General features: G+C 40.4%; 16 protein-coding genes. All 16 read right to left on the bottom strand.

Features of this window, described 5'->3' with window-relative positions:
• Positions 1-97: 97 nt before the first annotated feature.
• The 16 genes from BLV53_RS08365 to BLV53_RS08290 all read right to left on the bottom strand — a co-directional run bounded on the left by BLV53_RS08365 (position 98) and on the right by BLV53_RS08290 (position 19627).
• A complete protein-coding gene (locus BLV53_RS08365; protein WP_090299795.1) occupies positions 98-1963 on the bottom strand; it encodes a glycosyltransferase in 1866 nt (621 codons plus the stop codon).
• Between the two features lie 63 nt (positions 1964-2026).
• Positions 2027-2524, bottom strand: coding sequence for a hypothetical protein (locus tag BLV53_RS08360; protein ID WP_090299793.1), 498 nt, complete (start codon positions 2522-2524; stop codon positions 2027-2029).
• A gap of 207 nt (positions 2525-2731) precedes the next feature.
• Positions 2732-4312 carry a flagellin N-terminal helical domain-containing protein gene (locus BLV53_RS08355; protein WP_090299790.1) on the bottom strand — a complete coding sequence of 527 codons (1581 nt, stop codon included), beginning with the start codon at positions 4310-4312 and terminating at the stop codon, positions 2732-2734.
• A 325-nt stretch (positions 4313-4637) separates the two neighbouring features.
• Positions 4638-5120 carry a hypothetical protein gene (locus BLV53_RS08350; protein WP_090299787.1) on the bottom strand — a complete coding sequence of 161 codons (483 nt, stop codon included), beginning with the start codon at positions 5118-5120 and terminating at the stop codon, positions 4638-4640.
• A gap of 162 nt (positions 5121-5282) precedes the next feature.
• The gene (gene fliS, locus BLV53_RS08345; protein ID WP_090299786.1) at positions 5283-5696 is read right to left on the bottom strand and encodes a flagellar export chaperone FliS; all 414 of its coding nucleotides are present in this window, start codon (positions 5694-5696) and stop codon (positions 5283-5285) included.
• Between the two features lie 49 nt (positions 5697-5745).
• Entirely contained in the window at positions 5746-7944 is a 2199-nt protein-coding gene (gene fliD / locus BLV53_RS08340; protein WP_090299784.1) for a flagellar filament capping protein FliD, read from the bottom strand.
• A gap of 19 nt (positions 7945-7963) precedes the next feature.
• Positions 7964-8371 carry a flagellar protein FlaG gene (locus tag BLV53_RS08335; protein ID WP_090299782.1) on the bottom strand — a complete coding sequence of 136 codons (408 nt, stop codon included), beginning with the start codon at positions 8369-8371 and terminating at the stop codon, positions 7964-7966.
• 278 nt (positions 8372-8649) lie between these two features.
• A complete protein-coding gene (gene csrA, locus BLV53_RS08330) occupies positions 8650-8871 on the bottom strand; it encodes a carbon storage regulator CsrA (protein ID WP_090299780.1) in 222 nt (73 codons plus the stop codon).
• 2 nt (positions 8872-8873) lie between these two features.
• Entirely contained in the window at positions 8874-9326 is a 453-nt protein-coding gene (gene fliW / locus BLV53_RS08325; protein ID WP_090299779.1) for a flagellar assembly protein FliW, read from the bottom strand.
• Between the two features lie 23 nt (positions 9327-9349).
• Entirely contained in the window at positions 9350-10939 is a 1590-nt protein-coding gene (locus BLV53_RS08320; RefSeq protein ID WP_090299777.1) for a flagellin N-terminal helical domain-containing protein, read from the bottom strand.
• Positions 10940-10992: 53 nt separating this feature from the next.
• Positions 10993-12990 carry a flagellar hook-associated protein FlgK gene (flgK, locus tag BLV53_RS08315; RefSeq protein WP_090299775.1) on the bottom strand — a complete coding sequence of 666 codons (1998 nt, stop codon included), beginning with the start codon at positions 12988-12990 and terminating at the stop codon, positions 10993-10995.
• A 12-nt stretch (positions 12991-13002) separates the two neighbouring features.
• Entirely contained in the window at positions 13003-14841 is a 1839-nt protein-coding gene (locus BLV53_RS08310) for a flagellar hook-associated protein FlgK (RefSeq protein ID WP_090299939.1), read from the bottom strand.
• Positions 14842-14885: 44 nt separating this feature from the next.
• Positions 14886-15398: a flagellar protein FlgN gene (locus tag BLV53_RS08305; RefSeq protein ID WP_090299773.1), complete on the bottom strand. Its 513-nt coding sequence runs from the start codon at positions 15396-15398 to the stop codon at positions 14886-14888.
• 21 nt (positions 15399-15419) lie between these two features.
• A complete protein-coding gene (gene flgM, locus BLV53_RS08300) occupies positions 15420-15701 on the bottom strand; it encodes a flagellar biosynthesis anti-sigma factor FlgM (RefSeq protein WP_090299771.1) in 282 nt (93 codons plus the stop codon).
• A 436-nt stretch (positions 15702-16137) separates the two neighbouring features.
• Positions 16138-17694: a glutamate/gamma-aminobutyrate family transporter YjeM gene (gene yjeM / locus BLV53_RS08295; protein ID WP_090299769.1), complete on the bottom strand. Its 1557-nt coding sequence runs from the start codon at positions 17692-17694 to the stop codon at positions 16138-16140.
• Between the two features lie 202 nt (positions 17695-17896).
• Positions 17897-19627, bottom strand: a complete 1731-nt coding sequence (locus BLV53_RS08290) for an MATE family efflux transporter (protein ID WP_090299767.1) — start codon at positions 19625-19627, stop codon at positions 17897-17899.
• Positions 19628-19641: the final 14 nt, after the last annotated feature.

Raw genomic sequence — 19641 nt, 5'->3', positions numbered from 1 at the left:
GTCACCTGAAGGTGACAGCTTCCCCCCAGGGGGAAGCCTTTGGGTTTGACCACTCATCAGTCAACAAGCTGACAGGTTCCCACTGAGGGGAAGCCTTTTAGACGTGTAGGGAGTCTACGCCGTAGGTGTTACGTAGGATTTCTACCAGTTGTTGGTAGGTGGCCAGGGCTTGGTCGGATTGGCCTGCTGCATCCAGGCTTTCGATTTGTTTGAGCAGGGCTTCTTCCAAGTTGTACATCTCCTGGAATTTCTCTGGGTTTGCCATTTTTGCATCTACAACTTTTCTATATTCCACATAGAAAGTAGAAAGCTGCTGAATAAATTGGTCCATTTTCACTCTAAGTCCTAATGAATCCTTTAGGATTGTCAGTGCATGTTTTGGATCGGTATCAATGCTGTCATAAAATCGTCTAAAGGATATTCCAAGGATGTATTCAATACAATCCTTGTTTGGGTCAGCCTTTGGCTCCATCCACTCCAAATGATATTCTCTCCACGCCTTTGTCAAATCGGAATATTTCATGGCCAGCTCTAGTATTTCTCTGAAGCTACCATAATCTTCTTTTATAGCAAGGTCATTTTCCAGAATTCTGATGTCCAGGAAATAATTCATTTCCTTCTCACCCTTTGTTCCCTTGAATCCTGCTTTAATATTTTTAAGCTGCTCATTGTTCATTGCGCTACAGCTTAGATTAATCTCATTTTCGATTACATCTCTAAGACCTGGGCGCACAAAAAATTTGCCTAGCACATCTCTTATCTCTTTTTTGCCACCGTACTGGGCTGCCTTTTTTAAAAGTATAATCAGAAAACCACGATTGATGCGAACCACAGGCGATGCCCAGGCAATCCTGCGGTAATAGTGAACTACCGGACCGAAATCATCTTTTTTCATGGCGCATGCCATAAGGTATGCGTAAATGGAATTTACATTGTAGTCTTCAAAAATATCATTGATGAATATGCCTCCCTGGATGAATACCATGCCTCTGTCATCCTTATAGCGCTTCATTACGGCTAAGTAATAGTTGCAGGTTTCTACACATTCATCATCAAGTTCTCTCATAAACATGGCTCTGGAGGCGTAAATTCCAAGTTTTGCTCTTGCCACCTCCATAAGATCCTTGGACTCTTTATACTTTCTGTAGAGCTCTAGTAATTTGTCATTTTGTTTTGTCTCAGCGTAGCCTATTCCTAGGCCTACTATAAAGGTTCCTCTATATCTTATTGCATCGTTATCGGTGCTTTCGTATGTCTGTTTAATTCCAGATTCACAATATTTTATGAGCTCATCATATTTATCTATACTTCTATATTCCTGAACCAGCTGATAAATCCAGCGGAGGTTTTTCGGCTGCTCCTCCATCATATCCAAAAGTAATGGAATGTTTCTAAGGGATCTTGCTTCATTATCCTCGTAGCTATCAAAAAGATATCCAAAATGTCCTGCCCTGAGATCCAAAAATATCGTGTTTCCGAATGCCGGCTCGATGTACTCGTGAACCTTTCCCACAAAATGTGTTTCCGGTGTGACGGTACACATTCTGGTTACTTCAACATCCTGATATTCGCTGGCGTCCCAGTTGAGATAATTGCGCTGATAGTAACCTCCTAAGTTGTAAGACGTGCAGTCAGGCTGCTTGAAGAAATCTATAGCAAATTTGCAGTCTAAGAAAAATTCGTCGTCATCAAGATATATGAACATCTTGCCATTGGCCTGATCCAGTTGGAAATTGCGGGCTGCAGCAAAATCGTTAATCCATTTAAAATCAAAAACCTCATCAGCATATTTTTCTACTATTGCCCTTGTCTCAGGTGAGCAGCCAGTGTCCACTACTTGGATTTCAGAATCAATCGCCTCGCGAAGTGGCATCAATGATTTCAGGCATCGCTCGGTTGTCTCGGCTCTGCCACAACAAATAAGACCGATTGTGAGCAGTTTGGTTTTTGGTTTTGTGTTCATGGTAAGCCCTCTCCCCTTTATATTTTAAAAGGCTCGTCTGGTGACGAGCCTTATTTTTTTCCTTTAATATGATCCAACGATAAGTGGTCTGTAGATTTCCTCTCCTTCGATAAGTCCTTCGACCTTGCCTAAGCAATCATCAATCAATCGATTTATCTCTCTGCTGACTATTGCCTTTTCTCCAGGTGCTGTTACAAGTCCTCTAAAGTCGTAAATATCAATATTTCTAATTTCTACTATTTTATTTTCAATGTCTTGGAGGATTTCACTGAGCTTCCATTGGATGCTCTCTGTTCTATCCATTACTAACTGTGTGTCACTTAAGTTTTCACTTATATCGTAAATCATATTGCAGTAGTTTTCAAACTTTTCAACGATTTCCGAATAATCCATTCCCATTGATTCGAGGTACTCACCTAATACTAAAGCTTTCTGTTGGCATCCTATCAGGATTCTAAGATCTGCTGCGTCGTTTCCTGTGCCTCCTGCTTCAAATCTGTGGCTGGCTGTGTAAAGCTCTAATACCATTGTTAACATCTTGCTTCTTGTAAAATATGCCATACGCTTTACCTCTTTTCTATATATGAAAACCTCGCATTTTGGCCACCGCTAAAGCGGTACTTCTTCTCTCCAGTGGAAGTCAAAGATGTAAGGAGTTTTGGCTTTGTTAATTTTTTATTCAATTGTAATTTTCATTCAACATCCCCACCTCCTTATTGAGGTGGGGAGTTATTTATTTGATTTATACTTCTGATGAACTATTCAGCTCTACTGAAGGAGTGAAAGAACACCCTGTGTTGCCTGATTTGCCTGAGCCAGCATTGACTGTCCTGCCTGCTGTAAGATGTTGTTCTTGCTGTACTCAACCATTGTGTCGGCCATATCTGTGTCGCGGATTCGAGATTCAGCTGCCTCTGTGTTTTCAACTACGTTGTCTAAGTTCTTGATAGAGTGCTCTAATCTGTTCTGTACTGCACCAAGTTCTGCTCTTTGTGCTGAAACTCTCTGGATTGCATCTGCTATAGCGTCGATTGCGTATGTTGCAGCCTTTCCTGTTGCATCTGAAACGTTAAGTCCGTTGATACCGATTGATTTAGCGTTCATGGCTTCCATCTTGATGTTCAGCTTGTTTGTCATGGCTGCATCTGCACCTACGTGAAGGTTAAGTGTAAGTGCGTTCTGGATGTTGACGAAACCTTTGTCGATTGAGAAGCTGATTGTTGTAGTTGGTACTGGCTGGCCTTCAACTGTCTTGTTGATGTTGCTTGTCTTCCAGTAATAGTTTCCTGTTGTCTCCCAAGGCTGTGCATTTGCAGATGTTGCATGCATTGCTGATACATCTTTGCCAGCTGCCTTAGCTGCATTAATTGCTGCTGTATTTGACCATTTATCTACATCTGCGGATCCATCTGTAGCTCCTACTGAAGAAGCGGCCTTAAGCTCGATGGCTACCTGCTGATATGCGAATGTTGCTTTTACAAGTGTTACGTTGGCATCGTCTACACCAGTATTTGGATTATAGCTCTTTGAAAATCTTGTAACTGTATTGCCGTTATATTTAATAGTTGATCCCTGTGTAATAAGATTTACAAGGTATCCATTTGTTACTCTAGCGTTTGAAATATCAGTTCCTACTGACGCATCATTGATTGTATATGTCTTTCCATCGATTGAAACGGTCTCACCTGTTGTAAAGTTCCATGGACCATCTTCTGAGTCTTCGTTTGCAACATTGTAAAATGCAGTTATATGAAGAGCCTCTGCAACTTCAAGGTTTGAAGCAGCACCGATTGTGTACTGGATTCCACCGATTGTGTACTTCTCACCAGCTTCAAGAGATTCCATTGTAAATGTTGCTCTTGTGGTGTTCTGTACAAGTGTTCCGTCAAGACCTGCATCATGTGCTGTAATATACATTTTACGTAGTCCAACATCACCCTTAAGTAGGTAGGTCTCATTGAACTTTGTTGTAGATGCGATACGATCGATTTCCTGAGTGAGCTGATTGATTTCGTTCTGGATATCGTCACGATCTGACTCTGAGTTTGTACCATTGGCTGCCTGAACTGCCAATTCGTTCATTCTCTGGAGCATGTCGTGAACTTCAGTGAGGGCACCTTCAGCTGTCTGTACTGAAGATACACCGTCAGATGCGTTTGTAGAAGCTTGGGTCAGACCACGAATCTGCTTTCTCATCTTTTCAGAAATTGAAAGACCTGCTGCGTCATCAGCTGCTCTGTTGATCTTAAATCCTGAAGAAAGTTTCTCAGTACTCTTTGACTGTGCGTCTGTTGTTATGTTCAGAGTTCTTGATGAGTTTGCTGCCTGCAAGTTATGCTGTACTACCATAATAATTCCTCCATGAGATTTTGCTAAGTCCTTTTAGCAACTAAATCCGTTTTGTTTTTGATAGCCCAACATCCGTGTCTGGCCTTGTTATTAAATTGATTTTAATAAGATTTCGAATTCGATTTTGTAAGGTGATTAGGTGTAACAATTGTTCCTTACACCTTATTTATCGAAAGTAGCCCTCAAAACTTTAGTCTTTCCTGAAAAAAAGTTAAATTATCTAATAATACCCACTTAAATATCAATGCCACAAAAAAACCGCAAACCCTTGATTTTACTGGGTTTGCGGAATTCGTATATGCGTTAAAAATGTTATAAAAAATAATTACTTCTTTTTGTCTAAAAAGGCTGGGTCGCCGGCTCTGGTACGAGCCATCATGTTCTTATAATATGATGTGACAACATCTCCGGACCTTTTTATTTCTCGTATATCCTTTTTGATATTGGCGAAACGGGTTTTGGCATATTCCTTATTTTTATATTCTGAGGCCTCTACATCGGCTGTAAGGTCAGCTATACGTCGGATAAGATCCTGCATGAGGCGGATTTCATCTGCATAAGTTTCTCTGTCTTCATCCAAGATGTCCTTTACCCTGTTGAAAAGCTGTTCAAAACCGTCATCCAGCATGATTATGCGGTCTATGAGCTCAGACTTCATATTCATGTTTTTTTCCAAATCATCAGGTGTGGTGTTTGGATTCTGCAGAATTTCGGCCTGTTCTTTGTTTCGTATTTGAAGAACACGCAGTATGTCAGCTTTCTTTTCCAATGATTCACGTAGCATGATTACGTAGTCCATATTTTCCATAGCTTTTGACCTCCGATTTGTGTAACTTCACCTGTACTTAGCCCTCGTAACTCAGCCCTCGTAACTTAGCCCTCATCCGTCAGCTGCGCTGACACCTTCCCCCCGAGGGGGAAGGCTATTAAAAAAGGCTCCTCGTGTGAGGAGCCTTTTTATATCCTTTAGTTATCCTGCGATGATATGGGTCTGACCATCCAGCTTTCTTCCATTGGCTGTCAGCTTCATTACATCCTTCCAGGCATCTCGCATAGTGCGTAAATGTTTTAGCACCTCACGCAAGATTTCCGGATCTTTGGAAACAATCGCCTGCTTCAGGCAGCTCCTAAGATAAGAATATACTGCATGGAAGTCCTTTGCAACTGGATATTTATCATCAAGGGTAATTTCAAACTCCTCGATGATACGATCCGTCTTTCTGATGTTGTTGTGAGCCTTCTCAATATCATGGTTCTCACAGGCAACAATTGCTATGTTACAAAATTTGATAGCTCCTTCATAAAGCATCAATGTCAGTTCAGCCGGGCTAGCTGTCAGTATTTTATTGCGTGCGTAAGCATCATATCCATTCATTGGTGTCATAAATTTCGCCTCCTGTAATCACTTTTATCTCGGCTATATCTCTTTAAAATCAGCCTCCACCAAGCATTGATGTTAATGAAGAAGAATTGTTCTGTAGTTTCGCTAAAGCAGCCTCCATCTTTGAGAACTTCTTGTAATATGCATCTTCCTGGTCTTTAATTCTGTCTGTCCACTGCTTAATTAAATCACTATAATTTGAGTACTCTGAAGCCATTTCTTTGTCATTGTAAACCGTATATACGGATTTAACTGCGGTAGACTTCATTCGCTTATCCAGATTGTTGTATAAATCTGAAGTAAGGTTCTTCATGAACTCAATTACAGTATCAGGCTCTTCAGCGATTGCAGTTCTAAGCTTATCTGTAAGGCCTGATGTGTAAGTATCCTCTGAATCACCGTTGATGTGATAAGCGTAGTTTTCATTTTTCTCAGCTCTAAGGGTTCCAAGGGTTTGGATACCAAATGTAGCCAAAGAATACATCTTGCCATTTATTTCGTAGGATTTCATCATTCCAGTGGTTATGCTGGAAATCAAGCCGCTTAAGGTTGTATCTCTACGAAGAAGTGAATCCTTAATCTTTTGCTCCCACTTTTCTACTTCAGTCTCTGACATCTGAGATTTCTCATCGTCGGTCAATGGCTCATAATCCTTTGCGGAGTCGGCATTATAAAGCTTTTGCATCTCGTTAATGAGATTATTGTAGGTTGTTAAGAAATCTTTAATCTTGTCATACAGTGCATCTGTATCGTTGGAAACTGTGATGTTTATTGCATCTGTAGTTGTAGCAAGGGCATCTATAGTCAAACCATTTACTGTGATTGTATTTGAGTTTGAAGTATAGTTTTCATTGTTTATGATAAATTCGGCATCCTGGCCATCTATCTTTTTGGCGTTGGATTTCACACGCTCTTCCTCTGGCTTGGCCAGATTATCCGCTGTTAAAGAAACCCTGTACTGAATTCTCTCAGCCAGCTCCTTGTTGTCACTCTGAATCCAGAAATCGCTGTAGCTTTCATCAGAGTCTGAATTCTTGGAACCGAAGGTAGACTCGATATAATCCTTCCAATCGGCATACTGCTCCAGGGTTGCATTTGCCTTACTCACGGCAGCATCAGAAGGGTCAGCCGAATTTAATGTTACATAGGCATCCCTTATGGCGTTGACAACCTTGGTGATATTTTCATTGGTTGCCTCTGCTGCGTGGGTATCATATTCAGAAGCATTGTATATTGCTGTGGCAATTGACTCATTATCCGCTGAAGAATTAATCTCCCACCAGTGAGTCTCCACAGTGGTTGTGGTCGCCAATCCGGTATCAGGATCTGTAGTAGTTACTTCACTTGTGGTCGGTGGATATGTATTGTCCAGATACTCAGCAAATCTGGCGATTGCTGTATCCTCTAAAACAGCTTTTGCCTCTTCATCATTCGGATTTTGTGCAAGTGCATTTTTTGATTGCTGGATTACATCAATCATATCTTTAAATCCAGCAATATCCTTAGTAAGAATATTGTTGTCCTGACCGTCTGCTGCAAAGGTAAAAGTCTTGCTTATAAGATTCTTGTCCTGAATTGTGGTGTCATTGTATGACCTTACTTCACTATCAGATAGCAAGCCTACACTCTGTAGTGCGGTAAGACCCATATTGTTATTTGCGGAAATGCTAAAGTCTCCGTCCTTACCTGACGATTTTCCACTGACATATATTCTGTGGTGCTTTTCATCATAGTTTGCCTGAACTCCAGCACCATTTAACTTTTCTACAAATTCCTGCACTGTGGTATTGCCATCCACTGTAATGGTTTTTGTAGATGTAGCAGTTTTAATCTCTATACTTGCATCACCTGTAGATGTGCCTGTTTTCAGGCCCAAATCCTTTAATGCAGTTTTAGCTGTAGTGGTTTTGGCAAGCTCGCCACCTGTTAAATAAGCAGTCTTTGCAAGCTGCTTTACTTCAAGGGTTTGCGTACCGGTAATGGCTGTACCACTTGCAGTAACTGAAGCTTTTGTATTGTCACTGAGAGTGGTTTTTCTGGTGGCATAATTACCAGAGTAACGCATGTTACCCACCTCAGTATAAAGGCTGTACACCTTACTATTTAAGCTCTTCCAAGCGTCCTGCTTCCAAGATAGCTTGGTTTGCGCTTTGGTATATTTATCTTTTTTAAAGCTATAGGCTGACACCAGAGCTCCTACAAGAGCCTCTGTATCCAAGCCTGATGTTAAGCCCGAAAGTCTAATAGGCATAACCAACCCTCCTATCTTACTATCGTTTTTCGTCAACCATTATTCCTGCAAGTTCCCAAGCCTTTGCGATTAAATCTAGTGTTTCCTCAGCAGGGAATTCCTTGATAACCTTCTTTGTCTCCTTATCAACCATTTTAATCATCACTCGGTTTGTACCTTCATGTATTCCAAATACTGCCTCGGCATTACCCTGTGCTGAATTAATTTTGCTGATCGCTTCCTTCAAAGATGATGTAGCCTGATGCACTTCTTCATCTTCACTCTGGATAACTTTTTTATCTTCAGTCTCACTGGCGCGAATTTCTTTTGCTACTGTTGAGAAATCCACTGGTGAACTACTTCTTGTCTCTTGTGTTGGCGCCGTTTTTGCTGAACTTCCCTGTCCCTGGTAGTTGCTTATCGCACTACTTACTTCGCCTATTTTCATTGTTTCCTCCTTCTATACATCCTTGTATTATTGTCAGAGTTTAATAGTTTTCTATTCATTATATCGTCGGGTGGGTGGGGAAAGTTTATAGGGAGAAATAATATTTTCGGAAAAATGTTTAAAAAAAGCTTCCCTGGGCGGGAAGCTGGCTAGATCGTAGTTTAGTATAAGTTTTTTAGGTTGAGGACACCTCATCCGCCCCTCGCCGGGCTGGCAGATAACGCTAAAGCATTATCTCTTCCCTTCGGGCACCTTCCCCCTGGGGGGAAGACTATTGCCTATAATAAATTCTTGAGTGCTTCAACATCATCTATGCTGATATGTTGAGCTGCCTGATTTTCTTTCTGAATTTCTAAGTATACTTCTTTTCTATAAATTGACACTTCCTTTGGAGCTGAAATACCAATCTTTACCTGATCGCCACGAACGTCAAGGACTGTAATCTCGATGTTGTTGTTGATCATGATTGCGTCGCCTGTCTTTCTAGTTAATGCCAACATCGCTACTCACCATCCTTTCCATGTATTGCGTCATGAATAAGGAACCTGACTGGCTCATTGCCATCGATAATAATCTGGTCCCCTACATTTGAGTCTGTATTGATGACGATAGGTGCCTTTAAGTTTATGGATGCTTCTTTTGGATTTTTTGGAACTCGAACTGTTACCAGGATATAGGTGTTATTGTTGTTAAGCTCCCCCAGCTGCGCCAACGCATCTGTATTAAAGCTTGGTGCGTAATCTGGTTTTACTACGTGTGGAAGCATAACCGGCATTGCAAAATCTGTCTCATCTAATGATTGTAGCCACATGATATTACCTTTGTTCCTTTTTTCCTCATCAAAAATAAGGGTGTATCTCTTCATGTCTGGAAAACCGATAAGCCCATGAATGAGATTGATGACTTTTTCATCTGAAATTTCAATTTCACCGAACAGTCTAGTTTTTACCTGCATTATCCCTTCTCCTTTGTGCGTTATTATAGGTAATTAAGTAATGTCGAATCGCCCAGCTTTCCAGCGGCTGTAAGCGATGCCTGATATGCGGTGTAAGCGGCTGTATAGTCAATGATGATTTGGGATAAATCTAGGTCATCATTCTGTGATTGTAAACTCTGTACTGTCTCTCTCTGGTCCCCCACTCTATTACCAGTAAGATCAAGAGAATCCTTCTTACAACCCAAATCAGTAATAGATAAACTTATTGTAGCATAATATTTGTCAATTTTGCCTATTTCTGTAGAGAAAAGTTTTTGAATATTGTCATCAAAGTAGTCACTTTCCTTCTTTAAGGCATCCATCCAAATACCTAACTGCTCCTGAACAGCTTCTGACTGATACTGGGTTTCACCCTTCATCTTTTTGAGTTGGTCATATTTATCATGGGCTGCAATCTGCTTTTTTACTGCATCTATAAGCTCTGTAAGGTCACGCTGAATATCATTTGTGAAGGCATCACAAGCTTCGGTGTTGATATTCATTGTCTGATTTGCAGCTACTGTATATTCAATATCAAAAAAATTGCGGTTCATAACATAGTTATTTGTAGTTCCGTCAAAAGTATACTTGGTATATGTTACAGGAACCTTTTCCTTTGGGTCTGCAGTCTTGGTGCAGTTGTAATAGAATTCAGGACGGATTTCCCCCTGATTGAAGCCTGTTTTTTTGTAATTTATATCTATGACTGCCTGTTTTTCTTTAAGATTAGCAGCCACATTTTTACCTAATATGATGTCTCCAGTCTCTTTTATAATATAAATTTTGTCATCAGGAACAGTCTTTGTTCCCTTTTCTTTATCAGCCGAATAATCACTCCACACAGACTCATTATCAAATACTACTGCTTCGTATCCTATCTCCTGATAATCAGAACCTATAATCTTAAGATTGTCATTTATAGCATCAAAATCTACTTTGTCATAATTCAGGCGCAATCTGTAATATGTAGTCTGCTCAATATAGTCAACTTCCCTGTAATCTGCGGTGCCAGGGGTTTTTGTAGGTGCTAAAATCCCCTCTTCAGTGGTAGGAATTGCCTGAACGCCATCGTAGTATCTATGCTCTTCCATGTCTTTTTCAATGGATAGGCGCTGTGAAATACTATATGTAGTCTCTTTTGCATCCTCTGTAAATGTAAGAGTGCTATTTGTCCTGTAGCCTGTAAAAACAGTACGATTAGCATAGTCAGCATTGCCCTCTTCAAAAAGCTGCTTCTGCAAAGCTTCCATCTGAGTAATCATGGTATTTCTGTCTTCTTTATTATAGGTGTCGTTGGTACCCTTGTTTGCCAGACCTTTGCAATCGTCAAAAAGCGCTCTGATGTTGATAAGGGATGTTTCTGTAACCTCAATCCAGCTTGTAGCATCAGGGATGTTCTTCTGGTGATATTGCGTAACCTGAGAGAGAGTCGTAGACAATCTAAGAGAACGCACAGCAATTACAGGATCATCAGATGGACGATCGATTTTTTTCTGACTGGTCATCTGTTTGTTTCTGGTATTGACGCACTCCTTTGCGCTGTTGATGTTTGAAGATGCGTTGTTCATTATCATTTTGTTTGTGACTCTCATAGTAATACCTCTCTAATATGACACCTCATCCACCGCAAGGGGAAGGCTATAGATTAAACTCCAGTATTTAAAATCAATCTGTCATATATTTCCTGGAAAACCGAAATACACTTAGATGCCAGATTGTAAGCGTTTTGGAATTTCATCAGGTCAAGGGCCTCGTCATCTTCATCTACGCCAGAGATTGACATTCTCTGCTCTTTGATAGAGGTCCCTATGTTTTCAAAGTTTTTGGTGAAAATCTTGCATTCCTGGGTGTCAACAGTTACGTCTGAATATATACACTGTAAAAATGCGTTTCCTCCTCCGCCTCTAAACAGTTTTTCCTTTGTCTGTAGTGGCAGCAGCTTTACAACTAATTCTGCTGAATCCACACCTGAGCTGTAATTTCCATGTGTAGTTGTTGCGAATACATCAGCATTTTTATCAGATTCTTTAGCTATTGTTACATTTTTCGCTGTTAAAAGATAATATGACTCATATTTTTTGTCCGGGTCATTTATATCCTGAGCGCTATAGAAAGTTGCATTGCTCACATTGCCTCTCATCTGATGTTCATTGGCCTGGTCCATTTTATCCTGTGCAATGAAAAATGCGCCTATTCTGTTGTCGTTTAAATCGGAACCCATTTTTTTAAGGGCTTTCTCAAATTCTTCACCTGTAAGAGCCACGCCTGCTGCATTATACACTTGGCCCTCAACATATTTCTCAAAATCCTTTAAAAGAATTGGGTTTCCATCTGCATCATATACTTCTGTGCCTATCTCTACATTGTTGAAAGCCTGACAGAAGTTTCTCAAAAACAGATTCATCTGATTTTGATAATATGGAATACCCATAAAGTCCACATCATCACCTACCTGGAGTGCTTTACCCCTTAGGCCATCCTGCTCTGATACGGAAAGTGTCTGCTCCAGATAAAAGGTTACCTCAGTAACTGCTCCGTCCGCATCGGTTTTAAATGAAAAATCGTGATATGTATATTCTTTATTGTTTACATCCAAGGAACCCTTGGTTGGCATGTTCAGTTCATTTAAATCAGTTATGCTCAGGCCTGAGATAGTAATAGATGTTGGAGAATCATCGCTTACCACACCATGCATATTTTCATTGTTGTTTCCATCTCTAACCTCAAACATGGCCTTGAGACTTCCACCACCAGAGCTTGGTGTTGCATTAAATCTATTTCCATCCTTTGCCCATATGATTTCATATAAGCCATCTATGTCACACTGATTATGCTTCTGCTCAGTTTCTCTGGACTGTACTGTCAGCTCATAGCGTTCATAAGTGTCAACCAAAACCTGACCGTTGATATAAACAGTGTAGTAGGTGGCTCCGGTTTTCATATCCGGATTATTATTATTTCTAACCTCAGACTCTGTAACTTTTACATCAACAATATCTGAAAGCTCATCAATGAGAAGTGCTCTTTGGTCTCTCAGCTCATTGGCGTGACCACCGCCCTGTTCGATTGTATTTATCTGCTTGTTCAAAATCATTATCTTTTCAGATACTGAATTGATACTATCCACTGCGGTCTTTATCTCATCGTTGATATTGTTCTGCAATTCCTCAAGCTTTGTTGATAACTGATTGAAATATTCTGTCAGCTGCTTAGCGCCTGAAACGAACTGCTTTCTGATGGTGTCATCACCAGGATTACCCTGCATTGAACTCATGGAATTGAACATCTTTGTGTACACAGTGGTGAAGCCGGTGTTGTTGTTATTCTCGTTGAAATAGTCCTCTATCTGGTTCATGTAGTACTGCTTTTTGGTGTAAAATCCCAGCGATGCCTGGTTGTTCCAGTATTTCTCATCATAATAAAGGTCTCTACGCTGTGTTACAGAAACAGCCTCAACACCAGTACCTGTGGTACCCCAGCTTGCATAAGCTCTCAGAGCAGATGAAGACACGGTATTTACAGTCTGCCTGCTGTACCCGTCAGTATTTACATTTGAAATATTGTTAGCCGTGGTATTAATCTGAGCCTGAGATGTGTTAAGACCTGAAGCTGCGATTGTTAAACCAAAAAATGTTGATGACATAGGCTATCCTTTCTAAGCATTGCCAAGGGTATTAAGTATATGCTCAATCATTTCATCTACTACATTTATATATCGACTGGCTGCGTTATAAGCTGACTGATATTTAATCATTGTTGTAAGCTCTTCGTCAGAAGATACGCCAATTACTCCCTGTCGGCTGAATTCTATTTCTTCTTTTGTGCCTTCCAAAGCCTTGGCTGTACCCTTATAAATATTTCCAGTATTGCCAATTTCTCCTATCCACTTTACATAAAATCCGGTGTAGCCACATGGAGTTGTATCTCCAGGATTAAGGTTGAAATCTGTGGCGTTCCAAATCTTGCTCAATGCTGAGCCAAGGGCCATATCCACAGCACCTTTGTGATCCAGATATTTTAAATGTGGAATATATGATTCCTGCTTTTCCAAATCCTCGTTAATGTGAATAGTTTTTACTGAATAGCAGGTGTCAGGATTTGTGTAGTCCTCTTCATTGTAGAACCACATATCCTTCTCTTCTACATGTGAGCCTGTTACATTACCCTGATTATCCTTGTCCTCAATTGTGAGGGTAACTTTACGCTTCACATATCTATTTTCATAACTATTTCTTATGAAAAGCTCTCGTGGTGGTAACTCATCATCACTACCAACGGAACAATTAACCTCATCAAGAATCCTTGTAGTGTCCATATCCACCGTAACAGTCGTTCCGTCCGCATCCTTATAAATAGCATTAACGGCGTTAGAATATGCATCTTTAACTGTGGTTAATGGACTAAAGATATCATTGATTGTTGTAACCAGTTTATGTACAAGAGTATCCAATTCAGCCTCAGAATTCATCATAATCGAATTAGCGATACCCTTTTTATAAGCATCTGCAGCCAGAGGCTCTCCCTTTTCATCGTAAAATCCAAGGAAATTACTCCAGCCAGTTCCTCTTGCCATAAGAAGCGCTTTTACTTCACCTATATCTGAGTTTTGCTCGGCACTGACATTCGTTGTATCAAATACAGGATAGTAAAAGTTCTTGGAAGGATCATCTTTATCAACTATCTCTGAAAGATATGGCCAGTAAGGTGTCACATAGCCTGTTCTTTGATTCTTAAGATTTCCGATAGGGTTGTATTTTACTTCGCTTACAAATTCTGCACCCTCTATCTGAACCCTTACTACACCACTTGGCAGTTCCTCGTATGACATACGAACCAGACCGGAAAGCTCATCTAAAAGTAAATCTCTTTTATCACGAAGCTCCATTGCCTTTTCTACCTTGCCAGCTTCAATGGTCTGGATTTTTTTATTGTATTCAACCATCTCTTTTCCTATTTTATTGATTCGGTCCAAATCTTCTGTAATCTTAGAATTGATGATGGTTTGATAATCTTCAAAGCCTTTTTGCACTTTTTGTGCTCTATCTAAAAAAAGACTAGCTCTTTGCAACACAAGATTCTGGTATACAGTATCTGACGGATCTTTGGCGAACTCTTCAAATGCCTCCTCAAAATTAGCGATGGCATCCTTAAAAGCTACGCCGTCAATCTCCTGCAGATGTGTGTATACCTCCTGCACTGCTTCTGAACTAGCGTCATAAAAAGAATGTCGCCCATTCTCCTGACGATATGCTTTATCCAAAAAGACATCGCGAGTATGGACGATTGTTCCAACATCAACGCCGAGACCCCTATACTGGTCACTGACGGATGCTCTACCTATTTTCTGATAATTTCTATCTTCATAAACAACCTGCTCGCGAACGTAACCTTCTGTGTTTACGTTCATAAGGTTGTTAGATGTTGTATTTAAACCGTGTGATGCTGATTGTAGGCCAGATGCTCCAACATATAAGCTTCCAAAACTATTAGCCATAGGTCCTCCTTAAAGCTTGCTAAAACTTTAAGGACATCCTTTTCCTACTGCTTAGCATCAAATCCTGATCTACTTAATACTGATCCTGTAGTATTTGCATCTCTACCATAGTTTGAAGTCTGAGGAGCCTGCTTTATGCTCTTGATTAGCTGGATGTCAAAATCCACCATTTCAAGAGCCTGTCTTAAAAGCGCTTGTACCTGGTTATTCAAAACCTGAACATTACTTGCCGCCTCTTTAAGCCTTCCTCTGGCATTTATTAGCTGCTGTTGCTCTACAGGTTGGTTCGACAAATTATCGATCATCCATGATACACTAATTTGCTCCCCATCGTGGCCCATGACTGTCGCAATGCTACCCAGCAATTTGACGCGCCTTTTTTCCAACTCCAATAAGGAGTCTGCGATGGCCTGCTCCTGAGCGGTTATTGCTTCCAGTACGTCCAGTTTCTTATGGATAATAGAATCTTTCTTTTCTCCATTAAGACTAATTAACTTTTCATACTGCTCCGTTTCACCATCCATAGTTAAGAGCAATTCATCCATTAAACTAGCCACGCATTAATCCTCACAATTCTGTTAAAAAATTGATCCCATCTGAGATAATAACTTCTCTGCGAAGTCTTCCGGGCTTACATCATAAGTGCCGTTCTTAATTCTGGCTTTGATGTCCGCAACCTTGTCCTCTCTGATGTCAGCTGCGTCTGCTACTGCTGGTTTTGCTACATGATAGTCCTTTCCTTTTGATGAAATCTGGACCTGATCACGTCCCATGCCGCTTGATTTTGCAGCCTGTGTAGTGTTTTTAGTGTTTGTTGTCTGATAGAGCTGTGCTACCTGATTATAAGACTCTATACGCATACGCCACACTCCTTTCCTCCCTTTTTTTGTTTAACCATTTTTCATAAAGCATTTCTATCTTTACCTTTACACTGCATATATCGGTCAGTGTTTTGTAAACTTTATAGCTGAATTATAAAAATTTAACAAAATTTTCATAATTTCTTTTCACAAGATGCCAGCTGCCCCCCGACTTCTTTTTGAAATCGGGAAGCAGCTCTTATGAAGATTGTGATAATGTCATGTATTTTGGGTCCTTTCTGAATTGAATTTCAAATACTCATCCTTCGCGCCAATCAATCTGGCCTATCTCCCAAATCAACCAGCGGAGATTTGGATTTATTCTTTGAAGTTTCAATTCATTTTTGCTTTCTTACCTCTTATATCGACCCATTTTCTGATTTATTTATAGATAACAAAAAACCATCTGGCTTTCACCAGATGGTTAATGATTGGTTTAGTCGTTAGCGTTTGCTGTAACGCCTGTTGTGTTTGTCTTTTCTGCTGCAATCTTGCCAGAAGCGATACGCTTTTCATAGCCTGTGTAAATGATCCAAGCTGCAAGGCCAAATACTACAGGACCACTAAGTGACCAGAATGTAGTTTTGAAATCGCCATCAAGTGCTGGCTGGATAATAGCAAATACATTGGCAAAGAGAAGTGTAAGTGTTACTACATAGCCCCAGATGTTTGCTGAAGTCTGTGATTTGTAAACTACGAAGCTTCTGTCAACACCCTTCATCTTTTTGAACTTAGGGAAGGCAAATGAGATAAACATGTAAGGTACTGTCATACCAACATTTACCATAGCTGTTAAAATAACGAAGAACTGCTGCATTGTGTCGCCACCGAATGATACTAAAAGTACCATGATGCATACGATTGTACACTGTACCCACATAGCGTTCTTTGGCATACCGTCCTCAGCGATTTCGCCCATCTTTCCAGGCCAAAGCTCCTTTGGAGTACCATCGATAAGCTGCTTAAGTGGAGAATAAACAAGTGTAAACATAGCACCCATAAGTGCAAGAAGCATGATAAGGGCATATACTCTGGCGAATCCGTGTGCAAGTGCAATCTGTGTAGCCTGTGATGCACCAAAAGCCTTACCAAATGATGCGGCAAAGTTTGACATGATTACATATGAAACATTACCAAGTGTGATGCTGTCTGATCCGAGGATCTCACTGTAATTTGTGAAAGAACCAACTAGCATGATTAAAAGCGCGTATCCAACAACGATAACAAGCGCTGCTGAAACGATTCCCTTAGGGAAATTCTTTTTAGGGTTCTCTGTCTTGTCTACAAGACCACCTACTGCTTCGATTCCGCCGTATGCAAAAAGCGCATATACGATAAATGATAAAATCATGATTGGGCTGCCCTGGTAAGCCACATTAAGTGGTGTCTTAAGAGACTCAAGACCTGCGAAAGGCTGCTCAAGCTGTCCATGGCGGGCAATAATCATAACGATTGAACCAACTACTACTAAAATGTTGATTGTAAGAACTGCTGAACCACCAACAGATGTTACTGTGCTGATTTTATCGATTCCCTTTGAATCAAAGTAAGTAATGATGATGAAAAATACTACAGCCATAAGTCCAAGTAATCTTGAACCAGATAAGAACTGTGAGCCAAAAAGTGACCAGCCTGCTGTGTTATCCTCACCAAAGATAACGTTTGAAACAGGTACCCAGATACCTGATGATACATTTACCATCCAAAGTACGTAAGATGTGTACCACATAAATGTTCCTATGAATGCATATTTTGGACCTACAGACTTGCACATCCAAGAGTACATACCACCTGTCTCATTTCTAAATGCAGAACCAAATTCTGCAACCATAAATGCAAAAGGTATAAAAAACAAAATACCTGCGATAACAAACCAAGGAATAGCTGCATAGCCCATCAAATAATATGATCTTGGAATGTTGTTAAATCCATAAACTGATGTAAAAATCATCAGTATGAGGGACATGAGTCCCAATTTCTTTTCCTCTTTCATTTTGATATTCAAGACTCCTCTAAATGAATTCTTTATTTAATTTTTACGACAGCGTCGTAAATTATACCATCTTTTAGAGGTCATCTCTATAAAACGAATGATTTAAAACATTATAAATACAATGTGTTAGCACTTTAAACTTTTAAACTTTAACGCAAAAAAGTCCTTAGATTTCTCATATTGTATATATTTGGTTTTGCATTTAGTAATTTATAGCAATATTTGTCACATTAAAGCCTAGCACACGATTATAATCTATGGACGAACTCAGCATTCGTGCCAGTTTTAGACCGGTTATACGTTTTCCACTATCATCCAGATAATTGGTAGGATCAAATTCTACACCATCGTCACGCAGGCGCACATTTACCATTTCAGGGAAAATGCGTATACACACATCAATGGCGTCACTGCTTCCCTGTGAATAATCCACGATATTGTGACATAGTTCCTCCACCGTTACACCAACAGCATTTGCTGTTCTTTTAGGAACATTGTTCTTCTCACAAAAGTCCTGAGCTTCCTGTGAAGCCTTTATGACCTGATTAATATCCTTCTTGGCAGAAAAATCATATAAAACGCAGTCCTGTTCCTGAATTCCAAGAATGTTCTGCTTATGCTCTGTTTTCCAGCTAATCAACATTGCTATTAATGTAATAGCTACTGTTACCAGTTTGGATACCGGGAAGGAAGCCCAAAGCCAGTAAATATTATAATGTGCAAACCAAAACATTAGGGGTACGATTGCCAAAGCGCCATCCAGAATGACTATCAGGTTGGCAAGCTTCTCCTGTTTTGTTGCCTGAAAAAAGGATCGCATCACGTATATGACTGCCAGTATAGGGATGTTCAGCGAAACTATACGGAATGTGACTGCAAACACCTGAATGATTTCAGGGTCTTTCATACCATATAGCATCGCAAGCTGAACAGGAAACAGCTCGGATATAATAAACACCCCCAAGGATATTGCGATACTGAATATCATTCCATAACGTAGTGTAAGCCTTTGGCCATTGACATCCTTCTCCCCGTACAACGCACCAAGTATCGGCAGAAGGGTCATAGATGCCCCCTCTACGAATATAAAGGCAAGACTATTCAGGGAGAAAGACACCGAAGCAATCTTTCCTCCCATTATGCCGGTAAATGAAAGAATAATGGCATTTGTGAAAAACAGTCTTATGAAACTACATACATATATCAATGCTGAAGGCAGTCCCACGCGGAATATTTCACCCAGAGCTTTGAGCCTGGTAATGGCATCTTTTGTGAAATGGACAGTTCTTCCATCCGACCTTAAGTAAAGAACCGACATAACAACACCTACTGCATAGCCGGTGATGGTCGCCCAACCAGCTCCAGCAATTCCCCAGCCAAATAGGGCCATATAAATGTAGTCACAGATTAAGTTAACTACATTTGATACTATGGGAAGCATTGTAGCTTTTTCCTTATGCCCGTCAGTTCTGGCGTAGGCAGCTGTTTGATTGACTACAGCCACAAGTGGGGTCAGAATCCACAGGGGCAGCAGATAATCCATTACAAGTCCAGCAAGTTCTTCTTTTCCCTGCGCAAGCAGCATTGCAGTAGGTTTCAGCAAAGAAATACCAACCCCTGATATAAGTACGCTAATCAGTACTCCCGCCCAGAATGACAGTGTGAACACGATATTAGCTGATTTCGAATCACGCTGACTCTTATGATAGACGGATAATGTGTTGCCACCAAAGGTAAACAGGGCTATAGGAATACTTCGTAAAAATATGATAGCCGTTGTCAAATTTATGGCATACAGCTCCATAGTACCAAGTATCCTGCCCACCATGATGCCATCAAAAATACCGGCAAGGTAGTTAGAGGCTGTCATAGCAAGGGTTGCCACCAGCAGGGCATTATACTTTTTATTTAGTAGTGTACCTCTTCTCTTCATCCCAATCCCCCTGC

Origin of the sequence: Pseudobutyrivibrio sp. ACV-2, from assembly GCF_900107545.1 — a bacterium.
GTDB lineage: Bacteria > Bacillota > Clostridia > Lachnospirales > Lachnospiraceae > Pseudobutyrivibrio.
The sequence above is the reverse complement of the archived record's forward strand: the minus strand, read 5'-3'. Positions and strand labels throughout refer to the sequence as shown.